The 23,713-nt window shown below is 67.1% G+C and carries 23 protein-coding genes; 19 read left to right on the top strand and 4 right to left on the bottom strand.

What is annotated here, in order from left to right; genetic code table 11:
* The first annotated feature begins 11 nt into the window (after positions 1–11).
* Both ACFVUS_RS08655 and ACFVUS_RS08650 read left to right on the top strand, forming a co-directional pair.
* Positions 12–1,664: an ABC transporter substrate-binding protein gene (locus ACFVUS_RS08655; RefSeq protein WP_387765454.1), complete on the top strand. Its 1,653-nt coding sequence runs from the start codon at positions 12–14 to the stop codon at positions 1,662–1,664.
* 35 nt (positions 1,665–1,699) lie between these two features.
* On the top strand, positions 1,700–2,272 hold the full coding sequence (locus ACFVUS_RS08650; protein ID WP_387762712.1) for an adenine phosphoribosyltransferase: 573 nt from the start codon (positions 1,700–1,702) through the stop codon (positions 2,270–2,272).
* A gap of 34 nt (positions 2,273–2,306) precedes the next feature.
* Here ACFVUS_RS08650 and ACFVUS_RS08645 read toward each other — a convergent pair whose 3' ends face one another.
* A complete protein-coding gene (locus ACFVUS_RS08645; RefSeq protein ID WP_387762710.1) occupies positions 2,307–2,564 on the bottom strand; it encodes a hypothetical protein in 258 nt (85 codons plus the stop codon).
* Positions 2,565–2,784: 220 nt separating this feature from the next.
* On the opposite strand from ACFVUS_RS08645, the gene ACFVUS_RS08640 reads away from it, so the two are divergent.
* Positions 2,785–3,975, top strand: a complete 1,191-nt coding sequence (locus tag ACFVUS_RS08640; RefSeq protein ID WP_387762708.1) for a PucR family transcriptional regulator — start codon at positions 2,785–2,787, stop codon at positions 3,973–3,975.
* Between the two features lie 8 nt (positions 3,976–3,983).
* On the opposite strand, the gene ACFVUS_RS08635 is transcribed toward ACFVUS_RS08640, so the two are convergent.
* Positions 3,984–4,271 carry a hypothetical protein gene (locus ACFVUS_RS08635; protein ID WP_387762706.1) on the bottom strand — a complete coding sequence of 96 codons (288 nt, stop codon included), beginning with the start codon at positions 4,269–4,271 and terminating at the stop codon, positions 3,984–3,986.
* A gap of 157 nt (positions 4,272–4,428) precedes the next feature.
* Here ACFVUS_RS08635 and ACFVUS_RS08630 point away from each other — a divergent pair, with 157 nt between their 5' ends.
* The 7 genes from ACFVUS_RS08630 to ACFVUS_RS08600 all read left to right on the top strand — a co-directional run bounded on the left by ACFVUS_RS08630 (position 4,429) and on the right by ACFVUS_RS08600 (position 13,658).
* Complete coding sequence (locus tag ACFVUS_RS08630; RefSeq protein ID WP_387762704.1) at positions 4,429–6,411, top strand: peptidoglycan DD-metalloendopeptidase family protein; 1,983 nt, start codon at positions 4,429–4,431, stop codon at positions 6,409–6,411.
* A 165-nt stretch (positions 6,412–6,576) separates the two neighbouring features.
* Complete coding sequence (locus tag ACFVUS_RS08625) at positions 6,577–8,172, top strand: ABC-F family ATP-binding cassette domain-containing protein (RefSeq protein ID WP_387762702.1); 1,596 nt, start codon at positions 6,577–6,579, stop codon at positions 8,170–8,172.
* Positions 8,173–8,379: 207 nt separating this feature from the next.
* Entirely contained in the window at positions 8,380–10,737 is a 2,358-nt protein-coding gene (locus ACFVUS_RS08620; protein ID WP_387762700.1) for a RelA/SpoT family protein, read from the top strand.
* A 134-nt stretch (positions 10,738–10,871) separates the two neighbouring features.
* The gene (locus ACFVUS_RS08615) at positions 10,872–11,507 is read left to right on the top strand and encodes a pyridoxamine 5'-phosphate oxidase family protein (protein ID WP_387762698.1); all 636 of its coding nucleotides are present in this window, start codon (positions 10,872–10,874) and stop codon (positions 11,505–11,507) included.
* 9 nt (positions 11,508–11,516) lie between these two features.
* Positions 11,517–11,867, top strand: coding sequence for a hypothetical protein (locus ACFVUS_RS08610; RefSeq protein WP_387762696.1), 351 nt, complete (start codon positions 11,517–11,519; stop codon positions 11,865–11,867).
* An 89-nt stretch (positions 11,868–11,956) separates the two neighbouring features.
* Complete coding sequence (locus ACFVUS_RS08605; protein WP_387762693.1) at positions 11,957–13,273, top strand: serine/threonine-protein kinase; 1,317 nt, start codon at positions 11,957–11,959, stop codon at positions 13,271–13,273.
* Positions 13,274–13,346: 73 nt separating this feature from the next.
* On the top strand, positions 13,347–13,658 hold the full coding sequence (locus tag ACFVUS_RS08600) for a pyrimidine/purine nucleoside phosphorylase (RefSeq protein WP_387762691.1): 312 nt from the start codon (positions 13,347–13,349) through the stop codon (positions 13,656–13,658).
* Positions 13,659–13,730: 72 nt separating this feature from the next.
* Here ACFVUS_RS08600 and ACFVUS_RS08595 read toward each other — a convergent pair whose 3' ends face one another.
* On the bottom strand, positions 13,731–14,648 hold the full coding sequence (locus ACFVUS_RS08595; RefSeq protein WP_387762689.1) for a dienelactone hydrolase family protein: 918 nt from the start codon (positions 14,646–14,648) through the stop codon (positions 13,731–13,733).
* A gap of 100 nt (positions 14,649–14,748) precedes the next feature.
* Between ACFVUS_RS08595 and ACFVUS_RS08590 the strand changes: the two genes are divergently transcribed.
* Positions 14,749–15,720 (top strand): zinc-binding alcohol dehydrogenase family protein, encoded by a 972-nt coding sequence (locus ACFVUS_RS08590; protein WP_387762687.1) that lies wholly within the window; start codon positions 14,749–14,751, stop codon positions 15,718–15,720.
* A gap of 85 nt (positions 15,721–15,805) precedes the next feature.
* Here ACFVUS_RS08590 and ACFVUS_RS08585 read toward each other — a convergent pair whose 3' ends face one another.
* Positions 15,806–16,567 (bottom strand): 3-hydroxyacyl-CoA dehydrogenase, encoded by a 762-nt coding sequence (locus ACFVUS_RS08585; protein ID WP_387762685.1) that lies wholly within the window; start codon positions 16,565–16,567, stop codon positions 15,806–15,808.
* Between the two features lie 324 nt (positions 16,568–16,891).
* Here ACFVUS_RS08585 and ACFVUS_RS08580 point away from each other — a divergent pair, with 324 nt between their 5' ends.
* From ACFVUS_RS08580 to ACFVUS_RS08545, 8 genes are all read left to right on the top strand, one after another.
* Positions 16,892–17,548, top strand: coding sequence for a hypothetical protein (locus ACFVUS_RS08580; protein WP_387762683.1), 657 nt, complete (start codon positions 16,892–16,894; stop codon positions 17,546–17,548).
* An 18-nt stretch (positions 17,549–17,566) separates the two neighbouring features.
* Positions 17,567–18,442, top strand: a complete 876-nt coding sequence (locus tag ACFVUS_RS08575) for a MinD/ParA family protein (protein ID WP_387762681.1) — start codon at positions 17,567–17,569, stop codon at positions 18,440–18,442.
* Positions 18,439–19,092 (top strand): hypothetical protein, encoded by a 654-nt coding sequence (locus ACFVUS_RS08570; protein ID WP_387762679.1) that lies wholly within the window; start codon positions 18,439–18,441, stop codon positions 19,090–19,092. Before ACFVUS_RS08575 ends, ACFVUS_RS08570 begins: the two co-directional genes overlap by 4 nt.
* Positions 19,093–19,252: 160 nt before the next feature.
* The gene (locus tag ACFVUS_RS08565; RefSeq protein WP_364632339.1) at positions 19,253–19,543 is read left to right on the top strand and encodes a hypothetical protein; all 291 of its coding nucleotides are present in this window, start codon (positions 19,253–19,255) and stop codon (positions 19,541–19,543) included.
* Positions 19,543–19,806, top strand: a complete 264-nt coding sequence (locus ACFVUS_RS08560) for a hypothetical protein (protein WP_375953529.1) — start codon at positions 19,543–19,545, stop codon at positions 19,804–19,806. Before ACFVUS_RS08565 ends, ACFVUS_RS08560 begins: the two co-directional genes overlap by 1 nt.
* A gap of 52 nt (positions 19,807–19,858) precedes the next feature.
* A complete protein-coding gene (locus tag ACFVUS_RS08555) occupies positions 19,859–20,689 on the top strand; it encodes a hypothetical protein (protein ID WP_387762677.1) in 831 nt (276 codons plus the stop codon).
* Positions 20,690–20,745: 56 nt separating this feature from the next.
* A complete protein-coding gene (locus ACFVUS_RS08550) occupies positions 20,746–22,224 on the top strand; it encodes a hypothetical protein (RefSeq protein WP_375953525.1) in 1,479 nt (492 codons plus the stop codon).
* Positions 22,221–23,711, top strand: coding sequence for an SCO6880 family protein (locus ACFVUS_RS08545; RefSeq protein WP_375953523.1), 1,491 nt, complete (start codon positions 22,221–22,223; stop codon positions 23,709–23,711). Before ACFVUS_RS08550 ends, ACFVUS_RS08545 begins: the two co-directional genes overlap by 4 nt.
* Positions 23,712–23,713 lie beyond the last annotated feature (2 nt).

Here is a 23,713-nt window from a genome sequence, read left to right as displayed (position 1 = left end):
TCGCCGCGGGCATGGTGGCGGGCTGCGCCGGGAAGAACCAGGTTCCGTCCATCGGGTATGGCGTCGATACCGCCGTCGCCAGCTATAACGGCGGCAGCACGCTCGGCGCGAACAGCGGTGCGGCCGCGGTGTTCTCGCGGGTGATCACCGGGTTCTTCTACACCGGCCCCGATGGGCAGCCGGTGGCCGATACCGATACCGGCACCGCCAAGGAGGTGCCGGGCGAGGCCCAGACCATCCAGTACCGCCTGAATCCGGACGGTAAGTACTCCGATGGCGCGCCGACCTCCTGTGACGATCTGGTCATGGCATGGGCGGCGCGCAGCGGGCGTTTCACCAAGGCCGGTCCGGGTGGACCGGTGCCGATGTTCGATGCCGCGAGCACGGCCGGATACAGCGATATCGAGCGCGTGGACTGCCAGCCCGGATCCAAGGACGCCACCGTGGTGTTCCGGCCGGGCCGGCACTACACGGCGTGGAAGACGCTGTTCAATGCCTCCGAGCTGATGCCCGCGCATGTGGTCGCCACCGCGGTGAAGGTGCCGAATGTGGTGGCGCCCTTGCAATCCGGTGATCAGGGCGTCGCGGAGCGGATCGCCGATTTCTGGAACAACGGCTGGAAGCTGGCCCCGGGCAAGCTGGACCTGACCGCACTGCCGTCCTCGGGGCCGTACCGGATCGAATCGTTCAGCGATAAGGACGGTCTGGTCCTGGTCAAGAACGAGAAGTGGTGGGGCAATTCCGCCCGGACGCCGCGAATCGTGGTGTGGGACAAGAACACCGACCTCAAGGCCAAGGTCGATGCCAAGGCCGTCGGGGTGCTCGATATCGGTGCGGGCGCGCTCGGTGAGGCCAAGCTGAGCGGGTTCTCCGCGGAGAATCTGCCCGGTCGCGGTGTGGAGCAGCTGGTGCTGAGCACCGGCGGGGTGTTCCAGAATGTGGCCGCGCGCCGGGCGTTCGCGCTCTGCGTGCCGCGCCAGGCGCTGTTCGACAAGCTCGGGCATCCGGGCTACAAGGTCGATGTGGGCCTGGGTGCGGGCATCCTGAATTCCCGTACGGTGCAGCAGGATTCGCTGTACTACCCGGTCATCTCGGGTCCGGGTGACAAGTACGCCAAAGGTGACGGCGGTGCGGCCGGTCAGGCGATGACCTCGGCCGGTCAGGCCAATGCCACCATTCGGATCGGCTATCTGCGTCCCGATGAGCGGCGCGCCCAGACCGTCACCATGATCGCGGATGCCTGCAAGGCCGGTGGCATCACGGTGGTGGACGCGGGCACGCCGGACTTCTCGCCGCAGCAGCTCGTCGACGGCAAGGTGGACGCCATCCTCGGCGGCACCGCCGCCATGCCGGGACCCTCCGGATCGCTCACAGCTACCGATGCGATCGCCGCGCTTCACACAGGTCAGGGGCTCAATTTCAATAGGTTCGGCAATGGCCGCTACGATGCCATCGCGGATCAGCTTGCGGCGGAGGACAACTCGACCACCGTGCTGAACTTGCTCAACGAGCAGGAAAACCTGCTCTGGAGCGAGATGCCGTCCATCCCGTTGTTCGCCTCCCCGCGCACCATCGCGTTCGGGGACGGACTGAAGGACGGGATCGCCAGCCCCACTCGGGCGGGCGCGGGTTGGAATATGGATCGCTGGGTGCTCGAACGGTGAGTGACCGTGGTGGCGAGGTGACGAGGAGTGGGTCTATGAGCAAGCATGGAATCGCGGATACCGCTGAAACGGTGGAGCAGCGCACCGCCAGGGCCGCGGACTCGGTACAGCGGTTGACCCGCTGGCATGACGACTTCCCGACTCCGGGAGTGCGTTTCGCCGATCTCACGCCGGTGTTCGCCGATGCCGAGGGCTTCCGCACGGTGCTGGACTGCTTCGCCGCCTGTGCGCCCGATGCGGATCTGGTCGCGGGCGTGGACGCGCGTGGCTTCCTGCTCGGTGCGGGCGTGGCCGCGATTCTGGGCACCGGTGTGGTGGCGGTGCGCAAGGCGGGCAAGCTGCCGCCGCCGGTCATCAGCCGCGAGTACACCCTCGAATACGGTTCGGCCGCACTGGAAATCCCGGCCGACGGTATCGATCTGAAGGGCCGTCGCGTACTGCTGCTCGACGACGTGCTGGCCACCGGCGGCACCTTGGCCGCGGCGGCCGAACTCTTCCACGCCGCGGGCGCGGAGATCGTCGCCGCGGCAGTGGTGCTCGAACTCGGCTTCCTGGGTGGGCGGGATCGCCAGGGCGATTACCCGCTCACCTCGATCGTCAAGCTCTGAGCCGTTCGTCGCGTTCGAGTCGTCGACGCCCGGGTCACGCCACGACCCGGGCGATCAGACCGGTGACGAACAGCCAGAACACCGCTGCCAGACCGTAATTGATGACGATGTCCAGATTGCCGTTGCCGGTGTGGAACAGGCCGGGGAAGAACAGCGCGAGCGGTTCCGCCCAGCCCTTGATCAGGGTGAAGAAGCGGTTGGCCTGGTCCGCGCCGAAGACCAGCAACAGGATGTAGACGACTTCGATTATCGCGAACAGAGCACCGATGCCGCCGATCAGTCGGGCGGCCATGCTCTCCCGGTAGGTTTGATACATGTAAGGCATGTATGGGCGATTCCCCATGTCAGCCGGTTGAAACGCTGGTTCGGCGCGCGGGTGTTTCCGGTGCGCGGAGTCGATTGTGCGGCCCCGGGTTTGTTCGAATGACAGGATGTAGACCGGTCGGTGTCTTGATTGCCCTGTTGTGTCCCGTTGTGCTGCGCGGGGATTCGTTCGCGCCCACAATATCGAGATGAGTACTGCACCGGGGGAGCAGACACCCTTCACCGAATTCTTCAGTGCGCACCTACCCGAGGTGGCCCGCGAAGTGGTCCACGCGGTGGTGCGCACCGTGCCCGATTACGAACAGTTGCCGACCGAATTGCTGGAACAGGACCTGATTCGCCGCTCGGAGGAGAATCTGCGGCTGTTCCTGCGCCTGGTGAGCGAACACCGGGAACCGCGCGCGGGGGATCTCGACGAGATGATCGAGGTCGCGGTACGCCGTGCGCGCGAAGGCATTCCGCTGGATTCGGTGCTCTCGGTGTATCACCGGGGTGCGTTGGCGGCATGGAATTTCCTGGCCGCCGCGGCGCAGACGCCGGAGCAGCGCGATGAACTCATCGCCGCGGTACCGCAGCTGCTGGGCTATCTGGGCGCGGTGATACCGGGGGTCGCGGCCTCGTATCTGCGCGAGCGCCAGGATCTGCACTGGGAGCAGCGGGAAGTGAAACGCGCTCTGGCGCAAGCGCTGCTACAGGGCAAGCCCGCCGAGATACTGGCCGAGCGCTTCGGCATCACGCTGGGGTCGTATCACGTGCTGGCACTGCGCACCTGCGGCGGCGCGGAGACCGCGGACGGTGCGCGGCCGGCCATGCGCGTGATTCACGGTGAGATCGATACGCTTTCGCCGCACGCGCTCACCGTGCTGGATCGCGCGGGCGGCTGGGTGCTGGTGCCGGCCACCGAATCCTCGGCCCGGCTCGATGCCGCGGTCGCGCGCATCGCCGCCGCCGCGGGTGTCCGGGTGATCGCCGGAACGGCCACCGCCGCACTGGTTTCGGAGATTCCGCCGCGCGCCGAGGAGGCCGGTGAGATCGCCCGGCTCGCACTGGGTTTGGGCAGACCGACCGGTGTGTATCGAATGGCCGATCTGGCATTGCAGTATCAGTTCGCCCGGCCCGGACCCGCGCGCACCTGGTTGGTGGGCCTGCTCGAACCGCTCACCGGACATCCGCATCTGATGGAGGCGCTGCGCGCGTTCCTTACCCACGACCACAATCGGGTGGCGGCGGCGGAGTCGCTGGTGGTGCATCGCAATACGCTCAACTACCGGCTGAACCGGATCGCCACCCTCACCGGTTACGATCCGGGCCGCTCCGAGCACACGCCGCTGTTCGCCGCGGCGCTCACCGCGTTCGATCTGGCCACCGCCGAGCTGTAGCGCATCGGTCAGCGCGCCACCATCCGGGCGACGAAACCGCTGACGACGAGCCAGAAGACCGCCGCCAGACCGTAATTGAGAATGATGTCGATGGTGTCGTTGCCGGTGTGGAACAGTCCCGGGAAGAACAGCGCCAGCGGCTCGGCGAAACCCTTGATGAAGGTGAAGAACCGATTCGACTGATCGGCCTGCAACACCAGCAGCAGGATGTACAGGCCCTCGGTGAGGGCGAACAGTGCCCCGACGCCGCTGATTATGCGGGCGGCGGTGGCCTCATTGCGGGCGACATAAGGCATTGGAGAAGGATGCCCGTTGTGTGCCCTTCGAAAACGCGAACCGGCGGGTCGCGAGCGACGCGCTGGATCGTGAAACCGAATGGCTGGTCCGTGATTCGGCGTGTCCGGCATGGCATGATGACCGAGTGATCACGACGGCCACGGGAAGCGTTCTGGCGTGAAGGCCAAGTACCTCATCGGCGGTGCCGTCGGACTCATTCTGAGCCTGATGACCCTGGTGCTCGTGGTCATCCTGCCCGCCACCGAGTCGACCTGCGGTGCGGGCACTCCCGGAATTCCCGTGGCCACCAGCGCGCGCACCGAACCCAACTGTCCCGCCACCGGATCGGCGGCCGAGGCCGGGTTGCAGGAGGGCGCGCTGCGCGCATTGCGCTGTGTGGTGGCGCGTTTCGGCATGATGGATATGCGCGGGGTGATCGCCGATGACGCGTACCCGGATCATCGCGAGGGCCGCGCGGTGGAATTCATCGTCGGCAATGATCAGGCCAAGGGCGATGCCATCGTGAACTTCCTGCGCGACAGCGCCGCGAACTTCCACGTCGACTATGTGCTGTGGCGCCAGCGCAGTTGGACCCCGGAGGCCTCCAGCGGTATCCAGTGGACGCCTATGGAGGATCGCGGGGACGCGGCGCGCAATCATATGGATCGCGTCCAGGTGACCATCAAGGCCGTCACCGCGACCTCGACGGTGAGCGGCCCGACCGAGGTCTCGCTGGCCGCCATGCCGGGAACGGTGAACGAGGCGGGCAAGCTGACCGGTGCCGGACGCCGCCAATACCCCATGGCCGCAGGCACTTTCACCGTCTCGGATCCGTTCGGCGCGCGCGGTGGCGCTCACCTGGGCGTGGATATGGCGGGTGCGGCGGGCACGCCGATCTACGCCGCCTCGGACGGCCTGGTGGTCGCCTCCGGCCCGGCCTCGGGCTTCGGCGACTGGATCGTCATCGACTCCCTGGACGAGAGCGGCCGCCGCTACTCCACCGTGTACGGCCACATGTACGAGTCCGGCATCTTCGTGCACACCGGTGACATCGTCACCATGGGCCAGCACATCGCCGACGTCGGCTCCAACGGCGAATCCTCCGGCCCCCATTTGCATTTCGAGCTGGTACCCGGTGGTCGCCTGACCGGCGGTCACCAGGTCGACCCGATGGCCTGGCTCTCGGGCTCCTCGCTCCCGACCGCGACCGTTCCCAATAACTGTGAGAACGGATTCGGTTCCGCCGGAGGCAATCTCGCCCCCGGCAAGGTCCCGCCCGAGCTCGAGGTCTGGTATCGCCGCGCGGGCTCGCTGTGCCCGCAGATCAGCTCCTCGCTGCTGGCCGCGCAGGGCGAGGCCGAATCCGGCTTCCGCCGCGGCCTGACCTCACCCGCCGGTGCGGAGGGCCTGGCCCAATTCCTGCCCAGCACAGCGGCTTCGCTGGCCCCGGACGGCCAGCCGTACGTGATAGACGCCGACGGCAACGGTACGGCGAGCCTCTGGGACGACGGTGACGCCATCATGGGCCAGGGCCGGTATATGTGCGCCATCGCCCAGGCCGTGCAGGGCTGGATTGATCAGGGCAAGGTGACCGGTGATGTCACCGCGTTGAGTCTGGCCGCCTACAACGCGGGTGAGGGCGCGGTGCTGGCCTCGGGCGGTATGCCCAATCAGGTACCCGGCCACTTCAGCGAGACCCGCCCCTACGTGGCGAGAATCCTTGCCGCGGAAGCGAACTTCCGCAGCATGGGCAGCTCCGGCCGCTTCACCCCCGACGCGGCGGCCGCCCTCGGCCCGCAGATCGCCGCGGCGGGTCACGAATGGCTCGGTACCCCTTACGTTTTCGGCGGCGGCACCACGTCGGGCCCCAGCGACGGCGGCTTCGACGAGCCCGGCCTGACCGCCGCCGCGGTCTTTTCCGCCAGCAACGGCACCATCACGTTGCCCGGCACCGCCGAACAGCAGTGGGAGATCGGTACCGAGGTGGCGCTGCTCAAGGCCAAATCCGGTGACCTCGTCTTCGGCAACTTCGGCCCCCGCGGCCCGGCCACGGTGGGCATCTACCTGGGCAACGGCCGCATGCTGCACGCCGAACCCGGCGGCAAGGTCGCCGAGGTCCCGCTCCTGAACGGTATGAAGGCCCGCCGCATCGGCCAGTGAGCCCGCTCACGAAATAGACACTTGCACTGGTTCGTTGGGTCTGGTTAGAGTGGCAAACGTTCTTGCCCCGATCGATCGGAGACAATGCGTTGATTTCCTGAGGTAACCGCCGCGTGGCCCGCAGTCCTTGCGCGCCGCATCTCGCGAGTACCTGTGGGAGTCCGCATGTCATTACCCGTTATTTCTATTTCCGATCTCGCATTCACATGGCCGGACGGCACCTCTGTTTTCGACGGTCTCGATGCCCGGCTCGGTCCGGGTCATATCGGCCTGGTCGGGAGCAATGGCGCCGGTAAATCCACTCTTTTCCGCCTGATCACCGGTGAACTTCAACCTGCCCGGGGGTCCGTGACGGTGCCCGGAATGCGCGGGTATCTGCGACAGGATCTCGGTCTGGCCGCGGGACAGCGGGTGGACGCGGTGCTGGGGATCGGTGAGATCCGTAAAGCGTTGCACCGCATCGAATCCGGTGCGGGCGGTACGGCGGATTTCGATCTCGTCGGGTCCGCCTGGGATATCGAGGAACGCGCGCTGGCCCTGCTCGGGCGGCTCGGATTGCATTATGTCGCAGGCGATATCGCACAATTGGATCGGCGGCTCGAGACGCTCTCCGGTGGGGAGACCGTACTGCTGGGACTGGTGGCCGAATTGCTGCGCGAGCCCGAGATCCTCCTACTGGACGAACCGACGAACAATCTCGATCAACTCGCCCGGGAGCGACTCTATGACGTGGTCGGGCAGTTCGACGGCACCGTGCTGACCGTCAGCCACGACCGGGAACTGCTGGAGCGGGTGGACGCCATCGCCGAGTTGCGGCAGGGCGAAATCCGTTTGTTCGGCGGCAATTTCAGCGAGTACGAGCGAATCATCGAGGCCGAGCAGGAGGCCGCGCGGGCCGCGATTCGCGACGCGCGCGGCGATGTGCGCAAACAGGCGCGGGAATTGGTGGAGACCCATATCAAGCTCGATCGGCGTAAGCGGTACGGGCAGAAGATGTGGGATCAGAAGCGCGAACCCAAGATCGTCATGGGCAATCGCAAACGTGAGGCCCAGGTCTCGGCGGGCAAGCTGCGCAATCAGCACATCGGCAAATTGGAGGACGCCAAAGATCACCTCACCGAGGCACAGGAGAAATTGCGTGATGACCGGGAGATCCGGGTTGATCTGCCCGATACCCGGCTCTATCCGGGGCAGGACGTCATCGAATTGGATGAGATCACCCTCGCTTGCGGGCCGACCGTATCGCTGACGGTGATCGGGCCCGAGCGCATCGCGCTCACCGGCCGCAATGGTGTGGGCAAAACCACTCTGCTGCACCGTATTCGGCAGGAATCGCCGAAGGTGCCGTGGCGCATGCTGCCGCAGCGCCTGGACGTCTTCGACGAGAACCTGTCGGTCTTCGAGAATGTGGCCGCGACCGCGCCGCACGCCTCGCCGGAACAGATTCGGGCACAACTGGCCCGCTTCCTGTTCCGGGGGAGTGCCGCGGATGTGCTCGCGAGCGCGCTCTCGGGCGGGGAGCGGCTGCGCGCGGCGCTGGCCATGATCCTGCTGGCCGAACCCGCGCCGCGACTGCTGCTACTGGACGAGCCCACCAATAATCTGGACCTGCCCAGCCTGCGGCATCTCACCCAGGCGCTGGCCGGTTTCCAGGGTGCGCTCATCGTGGTCAGTCACGATCCGCGCTTCTTGGCGGAGATCGGGGTGACGCGCCGCCTCGAGCTCACCGCGGACGGTCTGGCAGACGCCCCGGTCGAATAAGGGATGCGGTTTCGGGACCGGAGCAATCCGGACGCAATGCCGCCGCGAACTGTCGGTGCGGGGGAGTAAGGTTCAACGCTCCGGGCAGGTCCGGTCAGGCGGCGTTCGGCGTTCCGGTCTCGAAACGTTTCCAGGACTAAAGTGGGTGGTCTACGTGGTTGGACGGTCCGGTACGGTGTTCCGATCGAGGCCGGGAGAGGTGGTGGCATGACACAGAATCTGGAGAAGGCGAACGCCGGGCAATCGGAGAATGGCGAGTCCGCCACTCCCGCGCCCGGCGCTCCTGTGCGTCCCGCCTCGGCCGCCGTCCCCACTTCCGCGTCCCGCCGCGTGCGCGCCCGCCTCGCCCGCCGGATGACCGGCCAGCGCGGCATCGCCGCTGTGAAACCGGTGCTAGAGCCCCTGGCCACGGTGCACCGCGAGCTGTACCCGAAGGCGAATCTGGCTCTGCTGCAACGGGCTTTCGACGTCGCCGATGAAAAGCATCAGCATCAGTTCCGTAAGTCCGGCGACCCGTACATCACCCATCCGCTGGCGGTCGCGAACATTCTGGCCGAGCTCGGCATGGACACCACCACGCTGGTGGCCGCGCTGCTGCACGACACCGTCGAGGACACCGGCTACTCCCTCGACGAGCTCACCAATGAGTTCGGCACCGAGGTAGCGCACCTGGTCGACGGCGTCACCAAGCTGGACAAGGTCAATCTGGGCGCGGCCGCCGAGGCCGAGACCATCCGCAAGATGATCATCGCCATGGCCCGCGATCCGCGCGTACTGGTGATCAAGGTCGCGGACCGGCTGCACAATATGCGCACCATGCGCTTCCTGCCGCCGGAGAAGCAGGCCAAGAAGGCGCGCGAAACCCTCGAGGTGATCGCCCCGCTGGCGCATCGCCTGGGTATGGCCACGGTGAAATGGGAGCTGGAGGACCTCGCCTTCGCGATCCTGCACCCCAAGAAGTACGACGAGATCGTGCGCCTGGTCGCCGATCGCGCACCCTCGCGCGATACCTATCTGGCCCGGGTGCGCGATGAGATCGTCAATACGCTCGCCGCGAGCCGCATCAACGCGATCGTCGAGGGCCGCCCCAAGCACTACTGGTCCATCTATCAGAAGATGATCGTCAAGGGCAAAGACTTCGACGATATCCATGATCTGGTCGGTATCCGCATCCTCTGCGATGAGGTGCGGGACTGCTATGCCGCGGTGGGCGTTGTGCATTCGCTGTGGCAGCCGATGGCCGGGCGCTTCAAGGACTACATCGCCCAGCCGCGGTACGGGGTCTACCAGTCGTTGCACACCACCGTCGTCGGCCCGGACGGCAAACCCCTCGAGGTGCAGATCCGCACCCAGGACATGCACCGCACCGCGGAATTCGGCATCGCCGCGCACTGGCGGTACAAGGAGACCAAGGGTAAGCATTCCAACGACTCCACCGAAGTCGACGATATGGCGTGGATGCGCCAGCTCCTGGACTGGCAGCGGGAAGCCGCGGATCCGGCGGAGTTCCTGGAGTCGCTGCGCTTCGACCTGAAATCCCCGGAGATCTTCGTCTTCACCCCCAAGGGCGAGGTCATCACGCTGCCGCAGAAGTCCACCCCGGTGGACTTCGCCTACGCCGTGCACACCGAGGTCGGTCACCGCTGCATCGGCGCGCGCGTCAACGGGCGGCTCGTCGCGCTGGAACGCCAATTGGAGAACGGTGAGGTCGTCGAGATCTTCACCTCCAAGGCGCAGAACGCCGGCCCCTCGCGGGACTGGGCGAATTTCGTGGTCTCCCCGCGCGCCAAGGCCAAGATCCGGCAGTGGTTCGCCAAGGAACGCCGCGAGGAAGCCCTCGAGGCGGGTAAGGACCAGATCTCCAAGGAGGTGCGCCGGTCCGGTCTGCCGCTGCAGCGTCTGATGAGCGCGGACGCCATGACCAGCCTCGCGGCCGAGCTGCACTACGCGGATATCTCCGCGCTGTACACCGCGGTCGGGGAAAGCCAGGTCTCGGCGCACCACGTGGTGCAGCGCCTGATGGCCCAGCTCGGCGGCGTCAGCGATGTCGAGAACGAGCTGGCCGAAAGGTCAACGCCCTCAACGGTTCCCTCGCGCCAGCGGCTCACCGGTGATGCGGGCGTGGAGATTCCGGGCGCGCCCGGCACGGTGTCCAAGCTCGCCAAGTGCTGCACCCCGGTGCCCGGCGACGAGATCATGGGCTTCGTGACCCGGGGCGGCGCGGTCAGCGTGCACCGCACCGACTGCACCAACGCGGATTCGCTTCGGGCGCAACCGGAACGGATCATCGAGGTCAAATGGGCCCCGTCCCCGTCCTCGGTGTTCCTGGTCGCCATCCAGATCGAGGCGCTCGATCGCACCCGGCTGCTCTCCGATGTCACCAAGGTGCTGGCCGATGAGAAGGTCAATATCCTCTCGGCGGCGGTCACCACGTCCGGTGACCGCGTGGCCATTTCGAAGTTCACCTTCGAGATGGGCGATCCGAAGCATCTGGGCCACCTGCTGAACGTGGTCCGCAATGTGGAAGGCGTCTACGACGTCTACCGGGTGACTTCGGCCGCCTGATTCGCACGACCACCGGCGGCGCTTCCCATGCGATGGGAAGCGCCGCTTTTTCTTTCCCGCATCGGGAATCAACTTCGCGTCACTAACTGTTGAAACTCATATAGACGGTTATCGACGTGAAGGAGTCGCGGGTCATGACGGGGCACTATGCGCAGGTGGCGTTCACGCCCGCCGTGCGCGAGCATCAGCGCGAACACGGCAGTCTGCGGGCCTACGAGCGGATGGCGGCGGTGCCCGAGGTGCCCGATCGCCTCGGTCCGAACGAAGCGCTGTTCATCGCCGAACGCGACAGCTTCTACCTCGCCACGGTCGGCGAGACCGGCTGGCCGTACATCCAGCATCGCGGCGGACCGCGCGGATTCCTGAAGGTGATCAATGCCAGCACCCTCGGCTTCGCCGACTTCCGCGGCAATAAGCAGTACATCAGCCGCGGCAACCTCGATCACGACGGTCGCGTCGCGCTGTTCCTGATGGACTACGCCGCCCGAACCCGATTGAAGATCATGGGTCGGGCCAGAGTGGTTGAGGCGCAGCAGGATCCGGACCTCATCGCCGCACTCGGTGACAAGGACTATCCGGCCCGCGTCGAGCGGGCGCTGCTCATCGAGGTCGAGGCCTTCGACTGGAATTGCAGCCAGCACATCCCCGAGCTCTACCCGCGCGAGGAAGTCCTCGAGGCCGTGCAATCGCTACACGACCGCATCGGTGAACTCGAACGCGAGAACGCGCGCCTGCGGGCGACCCCGCCTGGTTCCGATCTTGGTCGGTAGCATCGACCGATGCCACTGATCGAGGTCACCTACGCCGCGCACGTTCCCGAATCCGCCCTGCCCGGGCTGGCTGATGTTCTGCCACATCTGGTTTCGACCGCGGTCGAATGCCCGGAGGAGCCCTACGACGGTGATCTGCAGCCGGGCGATGTCGAGATTCGATTCCGCGCGCTGGGCCCCTTCGATGTGAGCGGGCTCGATGTCGTGATCGAGGTGCGTTCGAAGTTCTTCGAGAGCCGCGCGGTGAACCGGCAGGACCGGGCCGATCGCCTGCACGCCGACCTCGCGACCGCGACCGGTCTGGAGAACTTCGGCGTCTACCTCACCTTCCCGGTCGCGGCCTGGGCGCAGTCGGAATAGCCTCGAACACCGAAAAATGTTGGGTGGCACTACGATCGTCGTGCACGCCGTGCGGAGGCGTGTGAGTGATCGGGGGTCCTATGGCTGGAATGTTCGAACCAGCCCATGCCGTGTGTGGTCGATATCGGCTCGTCGAAGTGCTGGGTTCGGGTGGATTCGGGCGGGTGTGGCGGGCGCACGATGAGGCGCTCAATGTCGAAGTGGCACTGAAGGAAGTGACGTTCGCGCGGATCCTGCCCGATGCGGACCATCAGGAATTGCTGCTGCGCGCCAAACATGAGGCGCGCAATGCCGCTCGGCTGCGCGATCATCCGAATATCGTCGGCGTCTACGACGTGGTCATCGAGCACGGGATTCCGTGGACGGTCATGCAGATCGTCAACGGTCAGTCGCTGGAGCAGCGGGTCAAGACCGGCGGGCCGCTGACGGTCGAGGACACCGCGGGCGTCGCCGACGCGCTGCTGAACGCCCTGGAGGCCGCGCATGACGCGGGCATCGTGCACCGCGATGTGAAGCCCTCCAATGTCATGCTCGCCGCCAGCGGCCGAATCCTGCTGGCGGACTTCGGAATCGCCGTGCACGAATCCGACACCCTGGTCACCAAGACCGGTGTGCTGATCGGCTCGATGGAGTTCATGGCCCCCGAACGCACCGGCGATAAACGCAGTGAACCGCCGAGCGATCTGTTCTCCCTCGGCGCGACCCTGCACTACGCGTGCACCGGTATCTCGCTGTTCCACCGCGACAATGTGACCGCCACGCTCAGCGCCGTACTCTTCGAACCGGTCCCGCCGCTGCCCGCCGCCGGACGCCTGGAACCGCTCATCACCGCCCTGCTGGCGAAGGATCCGAGCGAACGGCCGAGCATAGCCGCCGCTCGCGCCCTGCTGAATCGCCCGCAGGACAGCGTGATTCGGTCCGAACCGGCACCGCGGCCGGTGCGCGGACGCACTCCCGGGCCGCCGGTCGCCGCCGCCGAGTCCCCGCCCGCTGCCGAATCCCGCCCGGCGCGACGGTCTTTCGGCCGCACCCGCCTGCTGCGCACCCTCGCCGCCGCCGTCACAGTGATCATTCTCGGCACGGTCACGGTCATCACCCTCTACCGCAACAGCGTCTGGTTCTCGAGCTTCGCCGATGAGACCTTCGATCTGGCCGACGGCCTGTCGGTGGCGCCCGGTAGCTGTATCCGAAAGCGCGACAGCGCCAATCCGCCCCGCACCGCCATCCCGTGCACCGCCGCCGAAGCCGAATGGCTCATCGTGGACCGCCTCCGCTTCGCCGCACCCCAGCCCACCGATGACGCCGCCAAAACCGATTTCAACCTCCGCTGCGACCACACCGGCGGCGTCTCGTTCACCTACCCCGCGCCCTCCGAGGTCGAACTGTGGTGCCTGCGCCGCCGCTGACCCGGCCGCCGCGCGGCCGGTGACCCGGCCCCCGGTAGGCTGACCTCTCCCAGCGTCACTACCAGGAGAGTTCATGACCGCGTTCGAGAATGTCAGTGTCACCAAGAAGGCGAATGTCTACTTCGACGGCAAGTGCGTCAGCCACAACATCACGTTGGCCGATGGCACCGCGAAGTCGGTCGGCGTCATCCTCCCGGCGACGCTGACCTTCACTACCGGCGCGCCGGAGATCATGGAGCTCATCGAGGGCGAGGCCAAGGTGACGCTGGCGGGGTCGGACGAGACCGTCGTCTACCGCGGTGGCGAGTCGTTCTCGGTGCCCGGTGACAGCAGCTTCCAGATCGAGGTCGTGGAGCCCGTGCACTACGTGTGCCACTTCGGCTGATCGTCGGCCGCGCTCGGCCGAGCGCGCACCGTGCGCCCGTGTCATCCCCGCGATGACACGGGCGTTGTGCTGTCAGTCCAGGTGCTGGGCGTACCAGTCGGTGACGCGCCGCCAGGCCATGATGGCGGCGGTCGGGTTGTAGCGGGGCCCGGTGTCGTTGAAGAAGGCGTGGTCCGCGCCGTCGGCGACGAAGGATTCGTGGGTCGCGCCGATCTTGTCCAGGGCGGCTTCGGCGGCGGGGCGGGAGGCGTCGACACGGGAGTCGAGAGCGCCGTAGACGGCCAGTACCGCAGCCTTGGTCTTGATCTCACCGTTGTCGGGGAAGGGCCCGTAGAACGGGGTGGCGGCCGCCAATTCCGGTGTGCCGGTGGTCAGTAGCAGCCAGACCAGGCCACCGCCGAAACAGAAACCGGTGGCGCCGAGTCGTTTTCCGGGTGTGCGGCGGCCGAGCTCGGCCACACCGGCCTGCAGATCGGCCACGAAACGTTCCTGGGGGAGTTTGCCCAGGGCAGCGGTGGCCGCGGCCGGATCGGTGAAGGTGGCGGTGCCACCCTCCTCCGAGAGCAGGTCCACCGCGAGCGCGTTGTAGCCGATGCCCGCGAAACGCCCTGCGATGGAACGGATGTGATCGGTGAGGCCCTTGTTCTCATGGATCACCAGGACCCCACCGCGCGGCTGGACGGCGGCGGCCCAGGCCGCCTGCAAGGTGCGGCCGTCCGGGCCGGGGAAGGTGACGGCGGTGGTGGGCAGCGCGGTCGCCGATCCCGGTGGCGGACCGGAAGGTGGGGTGCTACCGGTTCCGGTCGCCGATGTCGCGGCGGCGGCGCCGGAGTGGTCGGCCTTATCGGAGCAGGCGGCCAGCAGTGCCACCGCGGCCGGTGCGCCCAGTCCGAGCATGCCCAGGCGGCGCAGCGCCTCGCGGCGACTGAGCAGGCCCTCGACGTGGTCGGTGGCGATTTCCTCTGCGATATAGCGCTGCAGCGGCGTCATGAAGATCAGCCTAGGCGCATAGGGCGGGGGCCGGGGAACACTATGGCCCCGTCTTCGTTATGACTTCACGTCGCTGTAAATCAGGATCTGGAGGTGCCGCATGCGCGGTGTGCGTTTCGAGGAGTTCGGCGGACCGGAGGTACTGCGGGTGGTCGAACTCGATATCCCCGAACCCGCCGCGGGCGAGGTGACCATCGATATCGCCTACATCGGCGTGAATTTCGCGGATCTACAGGCGCGGTCGGTCGGTTACCGGGTGCCCGGGTTGCCGTTCGTACCCGGTCTGGAACTGTCCGGCCGGATTCGCGCGCTCGGCGCGGGCGTCGAAGGATTCCAGGTCGGCCAGCCGGTCGCCGCCATCACCGAGGGTGGCGCGTACGCCGAGGTGGTGCGGGCCAAGGCCGCCACGGTGTTCCCGGTGCCCGAGGGCGTCGATTTGCGCACGGCCGCAACGCTTCCCACCGTGCTGCCCACCGCGTACGCGCTGGTGCACACCGTGGGCCGGGTACAGCCGGGCGAGACCGTGCTGGTGCAGGCGGCCGCGGGCGGCGTCGGCACCGTGGTCGGGCAGGTGGCCAAATTGGCCGGGGCGGGCGCGGTCTACGGCGTGGTTTCCAGTGCGGCCAAAGCGGATTACGCGCGCAAGCTCGGCTACGACGACGCCTTCCTCACCGGAACTTTCGATGACGATGTCCGCGCCGCCACCGACGGCCGCGGCGTGGATCTGGTGCTCGATCCGGTCGGCGGGGAGACCCTGCGCCGCAGTCTGGACGCGCTGGCCCTGTTCGGCCGCCTGGTGTCCTTCGGCAACGCCAGCGGTGAACCAGCCTGGCAGATCGGCCAGCCCGAGCTGTACCCGCGCGGCCGTTCGATCGCGGGCTTCTCGATCCTGAGCCTGACCGCGAGTGAACCGCGGGTGCTGCGCGAAATCGCTTCGCACGCCTTCGAATTGGTGACCAGCGGCAAGGTGGAATTGCCCATCACCGCCGAGTTCCCGCTCGCCGAGGCGGCCGAGGCCCATCGCCTGATGGACAGCCGCACCTCCACCGGCAAACTCATCCTCGCGGTCTGAGTCACGAAACCGGCCGGGAGTCAAGGACTTCCGGCCGGGTCGCGGCTCCGGAGCCATGGCATTCCGGAGCTAGGTCGTTCTTTGGTTACCGGGGCGCCATGCGGATCGCGCCGTCCAGGCGGATGACCTCACCGTTGAGCATCGGGTTCTCCACGATGTGGCGCACCAGCGCCGCGTACTCGGACGGATCGCCGAGGCGGGCCGGATGCGGCACCTGTGCGCCCAATGCCGCGATGGCCGAATCGGGCAGCGTGGCGAAAAGGGGCGTGTGGAACAGGCCCGGAGCGATAGTCATCACGCGAATCTTGAGCGGGGCCAGGTCACGCGCCACCGGCAGGGTCAGGCCCACGATACCGCCCTTGGAGGCGGAGTAGGCGGCCTGCCCGATCTGACCGTCGAACGCCGCCACGGAAGCGGTATTGACAATCACGCCGCGTTCGCCGTCGGCCTCCTCGGTCGCCGAAATGCGTTCGGCGGCCAGGCGAATGACATTGAACGTGCCGATCAGGTTCACGTTGATGATCTTCTTGAACGAGTCGAGCGGGAACGCGCCCTGCTTGCCGACCGTCTTGATCGCATTGCCGATTCCCGCGCAGTTCACCGCGATTCGGAGCGTGCCGAGGCTCTGAGCTGCGTCGAGAGCGGCGGTCACATCCTCTTCACTGGTCACGTCGCCGGGCGAGAACACCACGCGCTCACCGAGTTCCTCGGCCACAGCTTTGCCGTCGGACGAGGGAAGATCGAGGATAACGACCTTCGCGCCGGCCGAGTGCAGTTCACGCACGGTGGCCAGGCCGAGTCCCGACGCGCCACCGGTTACGACCGCGGCGATGTCTGCTGTCTTCACAAAACCTCCAAATATCTGGTCTTGTGAATGTAGATTCTGCTGTGGCGGTGCGGAAAAGCGGGTCCCCGGCGTGGTGCGCACACCATGCTCCCGGGCCTGCTATCGCACGCGCGCGTGGAAAACAGGAGTGCGCTCCGGCGCGTCGACGCGCTGGAATCCTGCACATGCGAAATAATTTCCGACTGGGACCGTCCTGACTGCGACGCACCCGGCGGCGCGGTGACGGCGGGCCGCCGTACGACGATCGATCGTCCCGTCACGACCAACCGCCGAGAGGGTCCGACGATGCAGCAAGACTCGCCTGGCTCCACGGAGACCCGAGCAATGTTGAAGTCGTACAAAAAAGTCTCGCGCTGGTATCCGGCGCTGGAACCGGTGGCCGCCGACGGGAGTCTGCCCGAACCCGCGGATGTCAACGGCGAGACGGCCTTCGACGGCGATGACGGACCCGCGCGTTTCCCGCACTACATCCAGGACACCGAACCCGAGCTGGAAATCCCGCCGGTGCCCGAGTCGGTGCTCAAGCGCACGCACTTCTCCGGCGCGTGGTCCGATTGGATGACCGATCGCGAGACCGTCTCGTACACACCGAAACTCCGTTACCGCGATTCCGCGGTGCTCGAATTCCCCTGGGAGGGTGCGGAAGACGGAGCGCGCCCGGATGTCGCCACGGCACTGCTGGATGCCGTCGGCGCCGATACGGAGGCGACCGCGCGCCCGGCCGCGGTGTCTCCGGCGCAGTTTCGCCGCCGCCGGTTGTACGCACTCGGATTCCTGATCGTTGCCATCCTGTTGCTAGCCGCTGCCGGAGGAGTTGCTCTATATGTGCTCAACTCACACGGCGGCACTTCGCAATCCATCGGCACACTCGGTATGGACTCGCAATCGGGTACGAGCGACCGCCCGGCGGCGTACAACAAAATGACGGCCACCGTGGCGATCGGCGACCATATCCCTACCGCGGGCACACCGGCTGGATAAGAGGGAGAGCTGACAGAGATGGATCAGGACTGGAGCCGCTGGCTCGACGAAGTGCCCGAAGAGGGCGAATCGTCGGACAGTGCCGCGCGTTCCAAGGCTCCGGTGGTGCGGCTGCGCAAGCGCCGCGGCGACTCCGGTGAGCCCGGCCCGGCGCAACGGCCGATTCTGGTGGTCGGCGGATGCGGTGGCGCGGGCGTGACCACGACCGCCCTCGGCATCGCCGGTGAGATCGGTGCCGCGGGTGCGCAAACTGTAGCCGTAGACGCCACTTTCGCGGGCAGCGATCTCGCATTACGTGGCGCCGATGAACATTTGAGCCCGATCAGCCTGCAATCGTGGCTCTACGGCCGCGGTGACGATGAGGCCGCGCCGCTCAAGGAATGCCTCTCCCGCGCCACCTCCGGCATCGGTCTGCTGTGGCGCGATCCGGCCCCGCTGCGCCGCCGCGCCACGTATCTGACGGTCGCGCGCGCCATCAACGAGTCCGGGTACACGCCCGTCTACGACGGCGGCAGCCCGATCGCGAGCCGGCATCTGCGACCGCTGCTCGAGGACGGCGATATCGCTCTGGTGCTTGCGATCCCGGCGCGCGTGGACGCCGCGAACCGGTTGCGGGTCACCCTGGAGTGGCTCGACGATCAGTTCGGCGGGCCCGGCGAGGGGCAGGGCGCGGGAATTGTCGGCGATACCACAATCGTCGTCTCACATCAGTTGCCGGGCAGCGACTCTCGGATCGCTGATCATTTGCGGGAACACCTCGACGGCTGGGTCGGCGATATTCTCGAACTGCCGTACGACCCTCACCTGGCACGCGGAGAACTGGTGCGGCACAGCGACCTCGCCGCCGAGACACGCCGCGCGTATCGCCGCCTGCTTGCTGGGGTGGCATCATGACCGCAGCCATGAAGGAACGCCGATCTTCCTCCGAGACCGCTATGGCGGCGGGCGTGGTGCCGCCCCCGGAGGCCCGCCGAGCACCGATTTGGGACCGACCCGTACCCGGCGGCGGCCGCGCACCCCTGGTGTGGCTGCTCGGCGTGCACGGCGGCGCGGGTGCCAGCACCCTCGCGCATGTGCTTGCCCCGGCGGCGGATTCGTATCGCCGCTGGCCCGGTGTCTTCGACCGCGAATCCCCGTTCGTGGTGCTGGTCGCCCGCGAAACCATTTCCGGGCTCACCCGCGCCCACGACCTGCTGCGCCAGCATCACGCGGGCCTGGCGGGCGACTGCGAGGTGCTGGGCCTGGTGACCGTGGCCGCGCGCCCGGGCCGCATCCCCGCCGAAATCCGCCGCTACCGTGACGTGGTGGGCTCGCTCGCCGGTCAGGTCTGGCAGGTGCCCTGGCATGAGGAATGGACCCTGGTCGAGCCAGATCAACTCCCGGTCTGGTCGCCCGGCGATCAGCCGCCTGTGCAGCGCAAACGCAAACCCGATGCGCTGCAAGAGGTTACAACCGACGTTCGCGAACTGGGCCTGAGCATCGTGTCCGCCGCGCAGGAGGCCCTGGATGCCCCCCGCCCGGACGCTCCGGAAGCCGGGGAGTGATCATTGTGAATAGTGGAAACCATTGCGCGCGAACATGTTCCCGGGCCCCGGGAACGGCGGAACGATTAGCCGAAGAAGGAGTTGCCGGGACATGGCGTGCGTGCGCGCCGGTCGGCGGCGAGATTGTCACTAGCAGTTCGCTTTTGGAGAAGGACAGACAATGAGCATGATCCTCGCCGTACACGACGCGTACGGGCAGTTTCTCGCCCAGGTCGGTAACCCGACCCCGGAGGCGCCGCCCGCGTCCGACAAATTGCTGAAGCTGGTTCGGTACTTCACCTGGTTCGTGCTGTTGTCCGGAATCATGGGAATCACCTACGCGGGCGGCAAGTTCGCCTGGGAGAAGTGGACGGGAGGCGGTTTGGAGTCGCCGAAGATGGTGGCAGGGGCCATGATTGGTGGAATCATCGCCACCAGCGCCGGAACCATCATGAACGCTGTGATCACCTAATGTCCGCCACAGTGGCCGTACTGGCCTACAAACAGATGCCGGCCGACGTACTGCGGCCGATGATGCAGCTGATCGACTGGCTGCTGTGGTGCGTGCTGCTGTTCTGCCTGGCCTGGATGATCCTCTCGGCGGGGCGGCTGTGGTACGCGTTCCGCGACGATCTGGCCGCCAACGACGCGACGCACGGGGTGGTGGTGAGCCTGCTCGGTGCGATCATGGCGAGTTCGGCCAGCGGCATCGCGCTCGCACTGCTCCCGACGTAAGAGTTCAGGCATCGCAATTGTCCAGTGACGAAAAGACTTTGGAGGCGTCGTCATGAGCGAGAAGGAGTCGCCCGAGCGCGACCGCGTCTCGTTCGGCGTCATCGCCTCGGCCGCCGTGGTGGCGCTGATCATCATCGCGGGCGTCGTGGTGTACATCAACCACGGCGACAGCGGCAGCCCCTCGGTGGCGAAACCCGATGGCACGGCGCCCACCACCTCGGAGCCGGGCGCGACCGGTTTCGCCTCACCCGAGGTGGATCTGTTCGGCCGCCGCGTCGACATACCCAATAACGCTGCCGGGCAACCGCTTCCGCAGCAGCCCGGAAAGCAGCGCAAGGCCGCCGATCAGGATTGGCTGACCGCCGCCCCCGAGGGCACCGTCGATCCGCACGGCTGGCAGCGGGTGTACGGGGCGTCGGTGCCGTTCTCCACCTCCGACGGTCCCACCCGTCTGGAAGACGGTCTGGCCGTTGGCTATTCGCACACCCCCCAGGGTGCGGCGCTGGCGGCGGCGCAGATCACCTATCGCCTCAACGCCCGCCCCGCCGACCGTGAGCTCTATGTGCGGCAGGTGCGTGTTTCCGCCCAGCAGGTGTCCGCCTACGACCAGGCGCTCGCGGATCAGCGACTGCCGAAACAGCAGCCGGAGAAGGTGACCCGCTATCTGGTCGCCCCGGACGGTTTCCAGATCGAGAACTACGCCGACGATATGGCCATCGTGCGGCTGGCCGCACGCGGTCCGGTGCTCGACAGCAGACAGACCTGGGCCGCGGTGCGGCTGATCATGGTGTGGGACGCCGGTGACTGGCGGCTCAAACCATCCAGCTCCAAGGCCTCGCAGACCGAATACGTGGACTCCCTGGCCGGGTGGACACGGTGGTAAACGAACGAGTGGTGACCAGTGAAGTGGCCCAGCGACCCATTGAGGGGTGGAACCACATGGTGAGGCGTATCTTTACGATCCTCGCGGTCGTGTTCACCGTCATGATCGCTACGCCGACCGTGGCGTACGGACAGGACTACGGATTCGATCCGGCCTGCAACCAATTACACGACTCGCTCGACGGTCTCGGCATTCCGGGGCTGTCCCTCGGTGACGCCGCCTCGGCCGCGTGCAAGGCGGGCAATGTCGCGACCCATCCGACCGACGCGGCCGCCGCCGTACGCGATAAGGCGTGGGACTCCACCTTCGGCAAGGTGGTCGACTCGCTGATGAACGGCCTGGGCGAGGCGCTGATCCTGGCATTGACGTTCTGGATGAAACTACCCAATGAACGGGTCAGTGATTCCGGATCGCTCTTCACCAAGATCAACGACTACACGTATCAGGTACAGATACTTCTGTTGATGGTGTCCGTAATCCTGTCCGGCGCAAAGCTTGCCGAGGCCAGACGCGGAGCCGCGGTCAGTGAGGCCGCCGAATCGTTCCGAATGTACGCCCGAGTGGTGTTCAGCTCCTGGATGCTGGGCGCGGTGATCGTCGCCGCGACACAGGCCTCGGACAAGTTCTCCGAATGGGTGATCAACGACGCCACCAACGGCCAGGCCAAGGATCTGGCCGAGCTGATGGTGAAAACCTCGAAGCTGCAAGCGTTCTCGCCGGGCCTGGTGTTGATCATCGCTATCGTCGGCCTGCTCGGCGCGCTCGCGCAGATCGTGCTCGCCATCGTGCGCCAGGGTCTGCTGGTGGTGGCGGCGGGCGTATTGCCGCTCGCGGCAGCGGCTTCGGGCACCAATACCGGTAAACAGTCCTATCCCAAGCTGATCAGCTGGATCATCGCGTTCATGCTCTACAAGCCGGTGGCGGCGATCGTCTACATGATCGCCTTCGTGACCGCGGGCAATACCGATGATCTGACCTCGACCGCCGGTCTGCCCGACGCCGATCAGGCGCAGCGCATGCTGGTCGCCATCGTGCTGCTGTGCAGCGCGGCCTTCGTACTCCCGGCGCTCATGCGCCTGGCCACCCCCGCCGTCTCCATCGTGGGCAGCGGTGGTTCGGGTCTGACCGCCACCACCGGCACCCTCGTCGGTGTCGCCGCGGTCGGCGCGGTCGGTACCCGCGCGGTGGCCGTGAAGGCAACGGCCGCACCGGGAGCCGCGGGATATGTCGGACCCGGCCGCGGCGGACGACCGCCGGGCGGTGGTCCGCGCGGTGGCGGCGGAGGTGGCGGTCCGCGACCGCCCGCACCGCGTCCGGCTCCCAGTGGCGGCGGCGCGGCGGCCGCGAATCCTTCCGGTCCGGGGACCTCGGGCGCAGTACCGTCAGGCGCGGCGCGGTCCGCGGCGAACCGGGTCGCCCAGGTCCGAGCGGCCACCGCCAGCCTGAACAAGGCCGATGCCGCCGCCGGTGATCTCGCCGGTGACCGCTGGGCCAACCGCGCACCCGACCTCGGCAGGAGCACCATCCCGCGATGACGATGACCGATACCTACGAGCGCCGGGCCTACGGTCTGTGGCAGAAGCCGCGCAGCGCAGGACTTTTCGGTCTGCGCTGGGGCGAGACCCTGGTCGGTTTCGCCGTCGTGATCAGCGGCCTGCTCACGGCGATGATCTTCGGGCCGATGCCCGCGCTCGTCGTCGCGGTATTCGGTCTGATCGTGATGGTTCCACTGGTGTGGCGGACGGGGGGCCGCTCCGGCTACGAGAACGGATTGATGATGTTCCATTGGTTGCGCGGCCGCAGTAAGGGCGAGCACGTCTACCGCGGCGGCCGGTTCTCCCGGATTCCGGGCGGTGTGACCCGGCTACCCGGGCTGATGGCGCCGTCGCGGCTCTACGAGGGCATCGACGCCGGCGGTTACAGCTTCGGCATGATCCACCTACCCCAATTCGGCCAGTACACGGTCGTTTTGCGGGCTTGGCCGCAGGGGCACGAGGCCGTCGATCAGCCGGTCATCGACCGCTGGGTGTCGGCGTGGGGCACCTTCCTGGCCTCGCTGGGCCAGACCTCGGACATCGTGGCGGTGGTGCCGGTGATCGATACCGTGCCCGAGACCGGAAACCGTTTGCTCACCGAGGTTTCCGCGATCACCCGTCCCGAGGCGCCGGATCTGGCGCAGCAGGTCATGTACGAGCTGGCCACCGAACTGCCGCAGGAGCGGGTGCAGCTGCTGCCGCGCGTGGCCATCACCTTCAAGGCGACCACCGCCGAGCGCCGCAAGAATCCGGCGGAGGAGGCAGTCGAGATCGGCCGCCGCCTGCCCGGTATCTGCGCGGCGCTGGCGGAGGCGGGCGTCCGCGCCCAGCCCATGTCGGCCGACGATGTCATCTCCTTCATCCGGCGCAGCTACGATCCGGCCTCGCAGGCCGATCTCGAGGTGGCGGCGGGCGAACCCGGTGGGCACGGCCTGGATTGGGCCGATGCCGGACCGGTCTCGCACGAGGAGCGCTGGGATCACTTCATTCACGACGGCGGCCGTTCGGTCACCTGGGAGATGGACACCGCACCCGAGGGCGCGGTCGACGAGCGGGTGCTGCAGCGGCTGCTCGCACCGAATCCCGAAGTGCCGCGCAAGCGCGTGACCATCGTGTATCGCCCGCACTCCGCGGGCGACGCCGCCCAGATCGTGGACGACGATTTCAAGAACGCGCTGGTGGCGCAGCAGAGTGAGCGCGGTGTCGTCTCGGCGGCGGCGTCCATTCGGGTCGGGGCCACCCAGCAGGCGCGTGAAGAACAGGCCAGGGGTCACGGCGTGACCCGCTTCGGGGCGCTGGTGACCATCACCGAACCCCTGCGCGGCGATCTGCCGCGCATCGAAGCCATCACCCGCGATCTGTCCACCCAGTCGCGTTTGAAGATCCGGCGCTGCTACCGCTACCAGGCGGCGGCCTTCGCGGCCTCGCTCGGCTGCGGGGTGATCCTGCCGGAACACGCGACAATTCCGAAAGCGCTTGCGGGGTAACC

Origin of the sequence: Nocardia sp. NPDC058058 (assembly GCF_042885355.1) — a bacterium.
GTDB lineage: Bacteria > Actinomycetota > Actinomycetes > Mycobacteriales > Mycobacteriaceae > Nocardia.
Note: the sequence above shows the minus strand (reverse complement) of the source record. Positions and strands in the feature narration are given on the sequence as shown.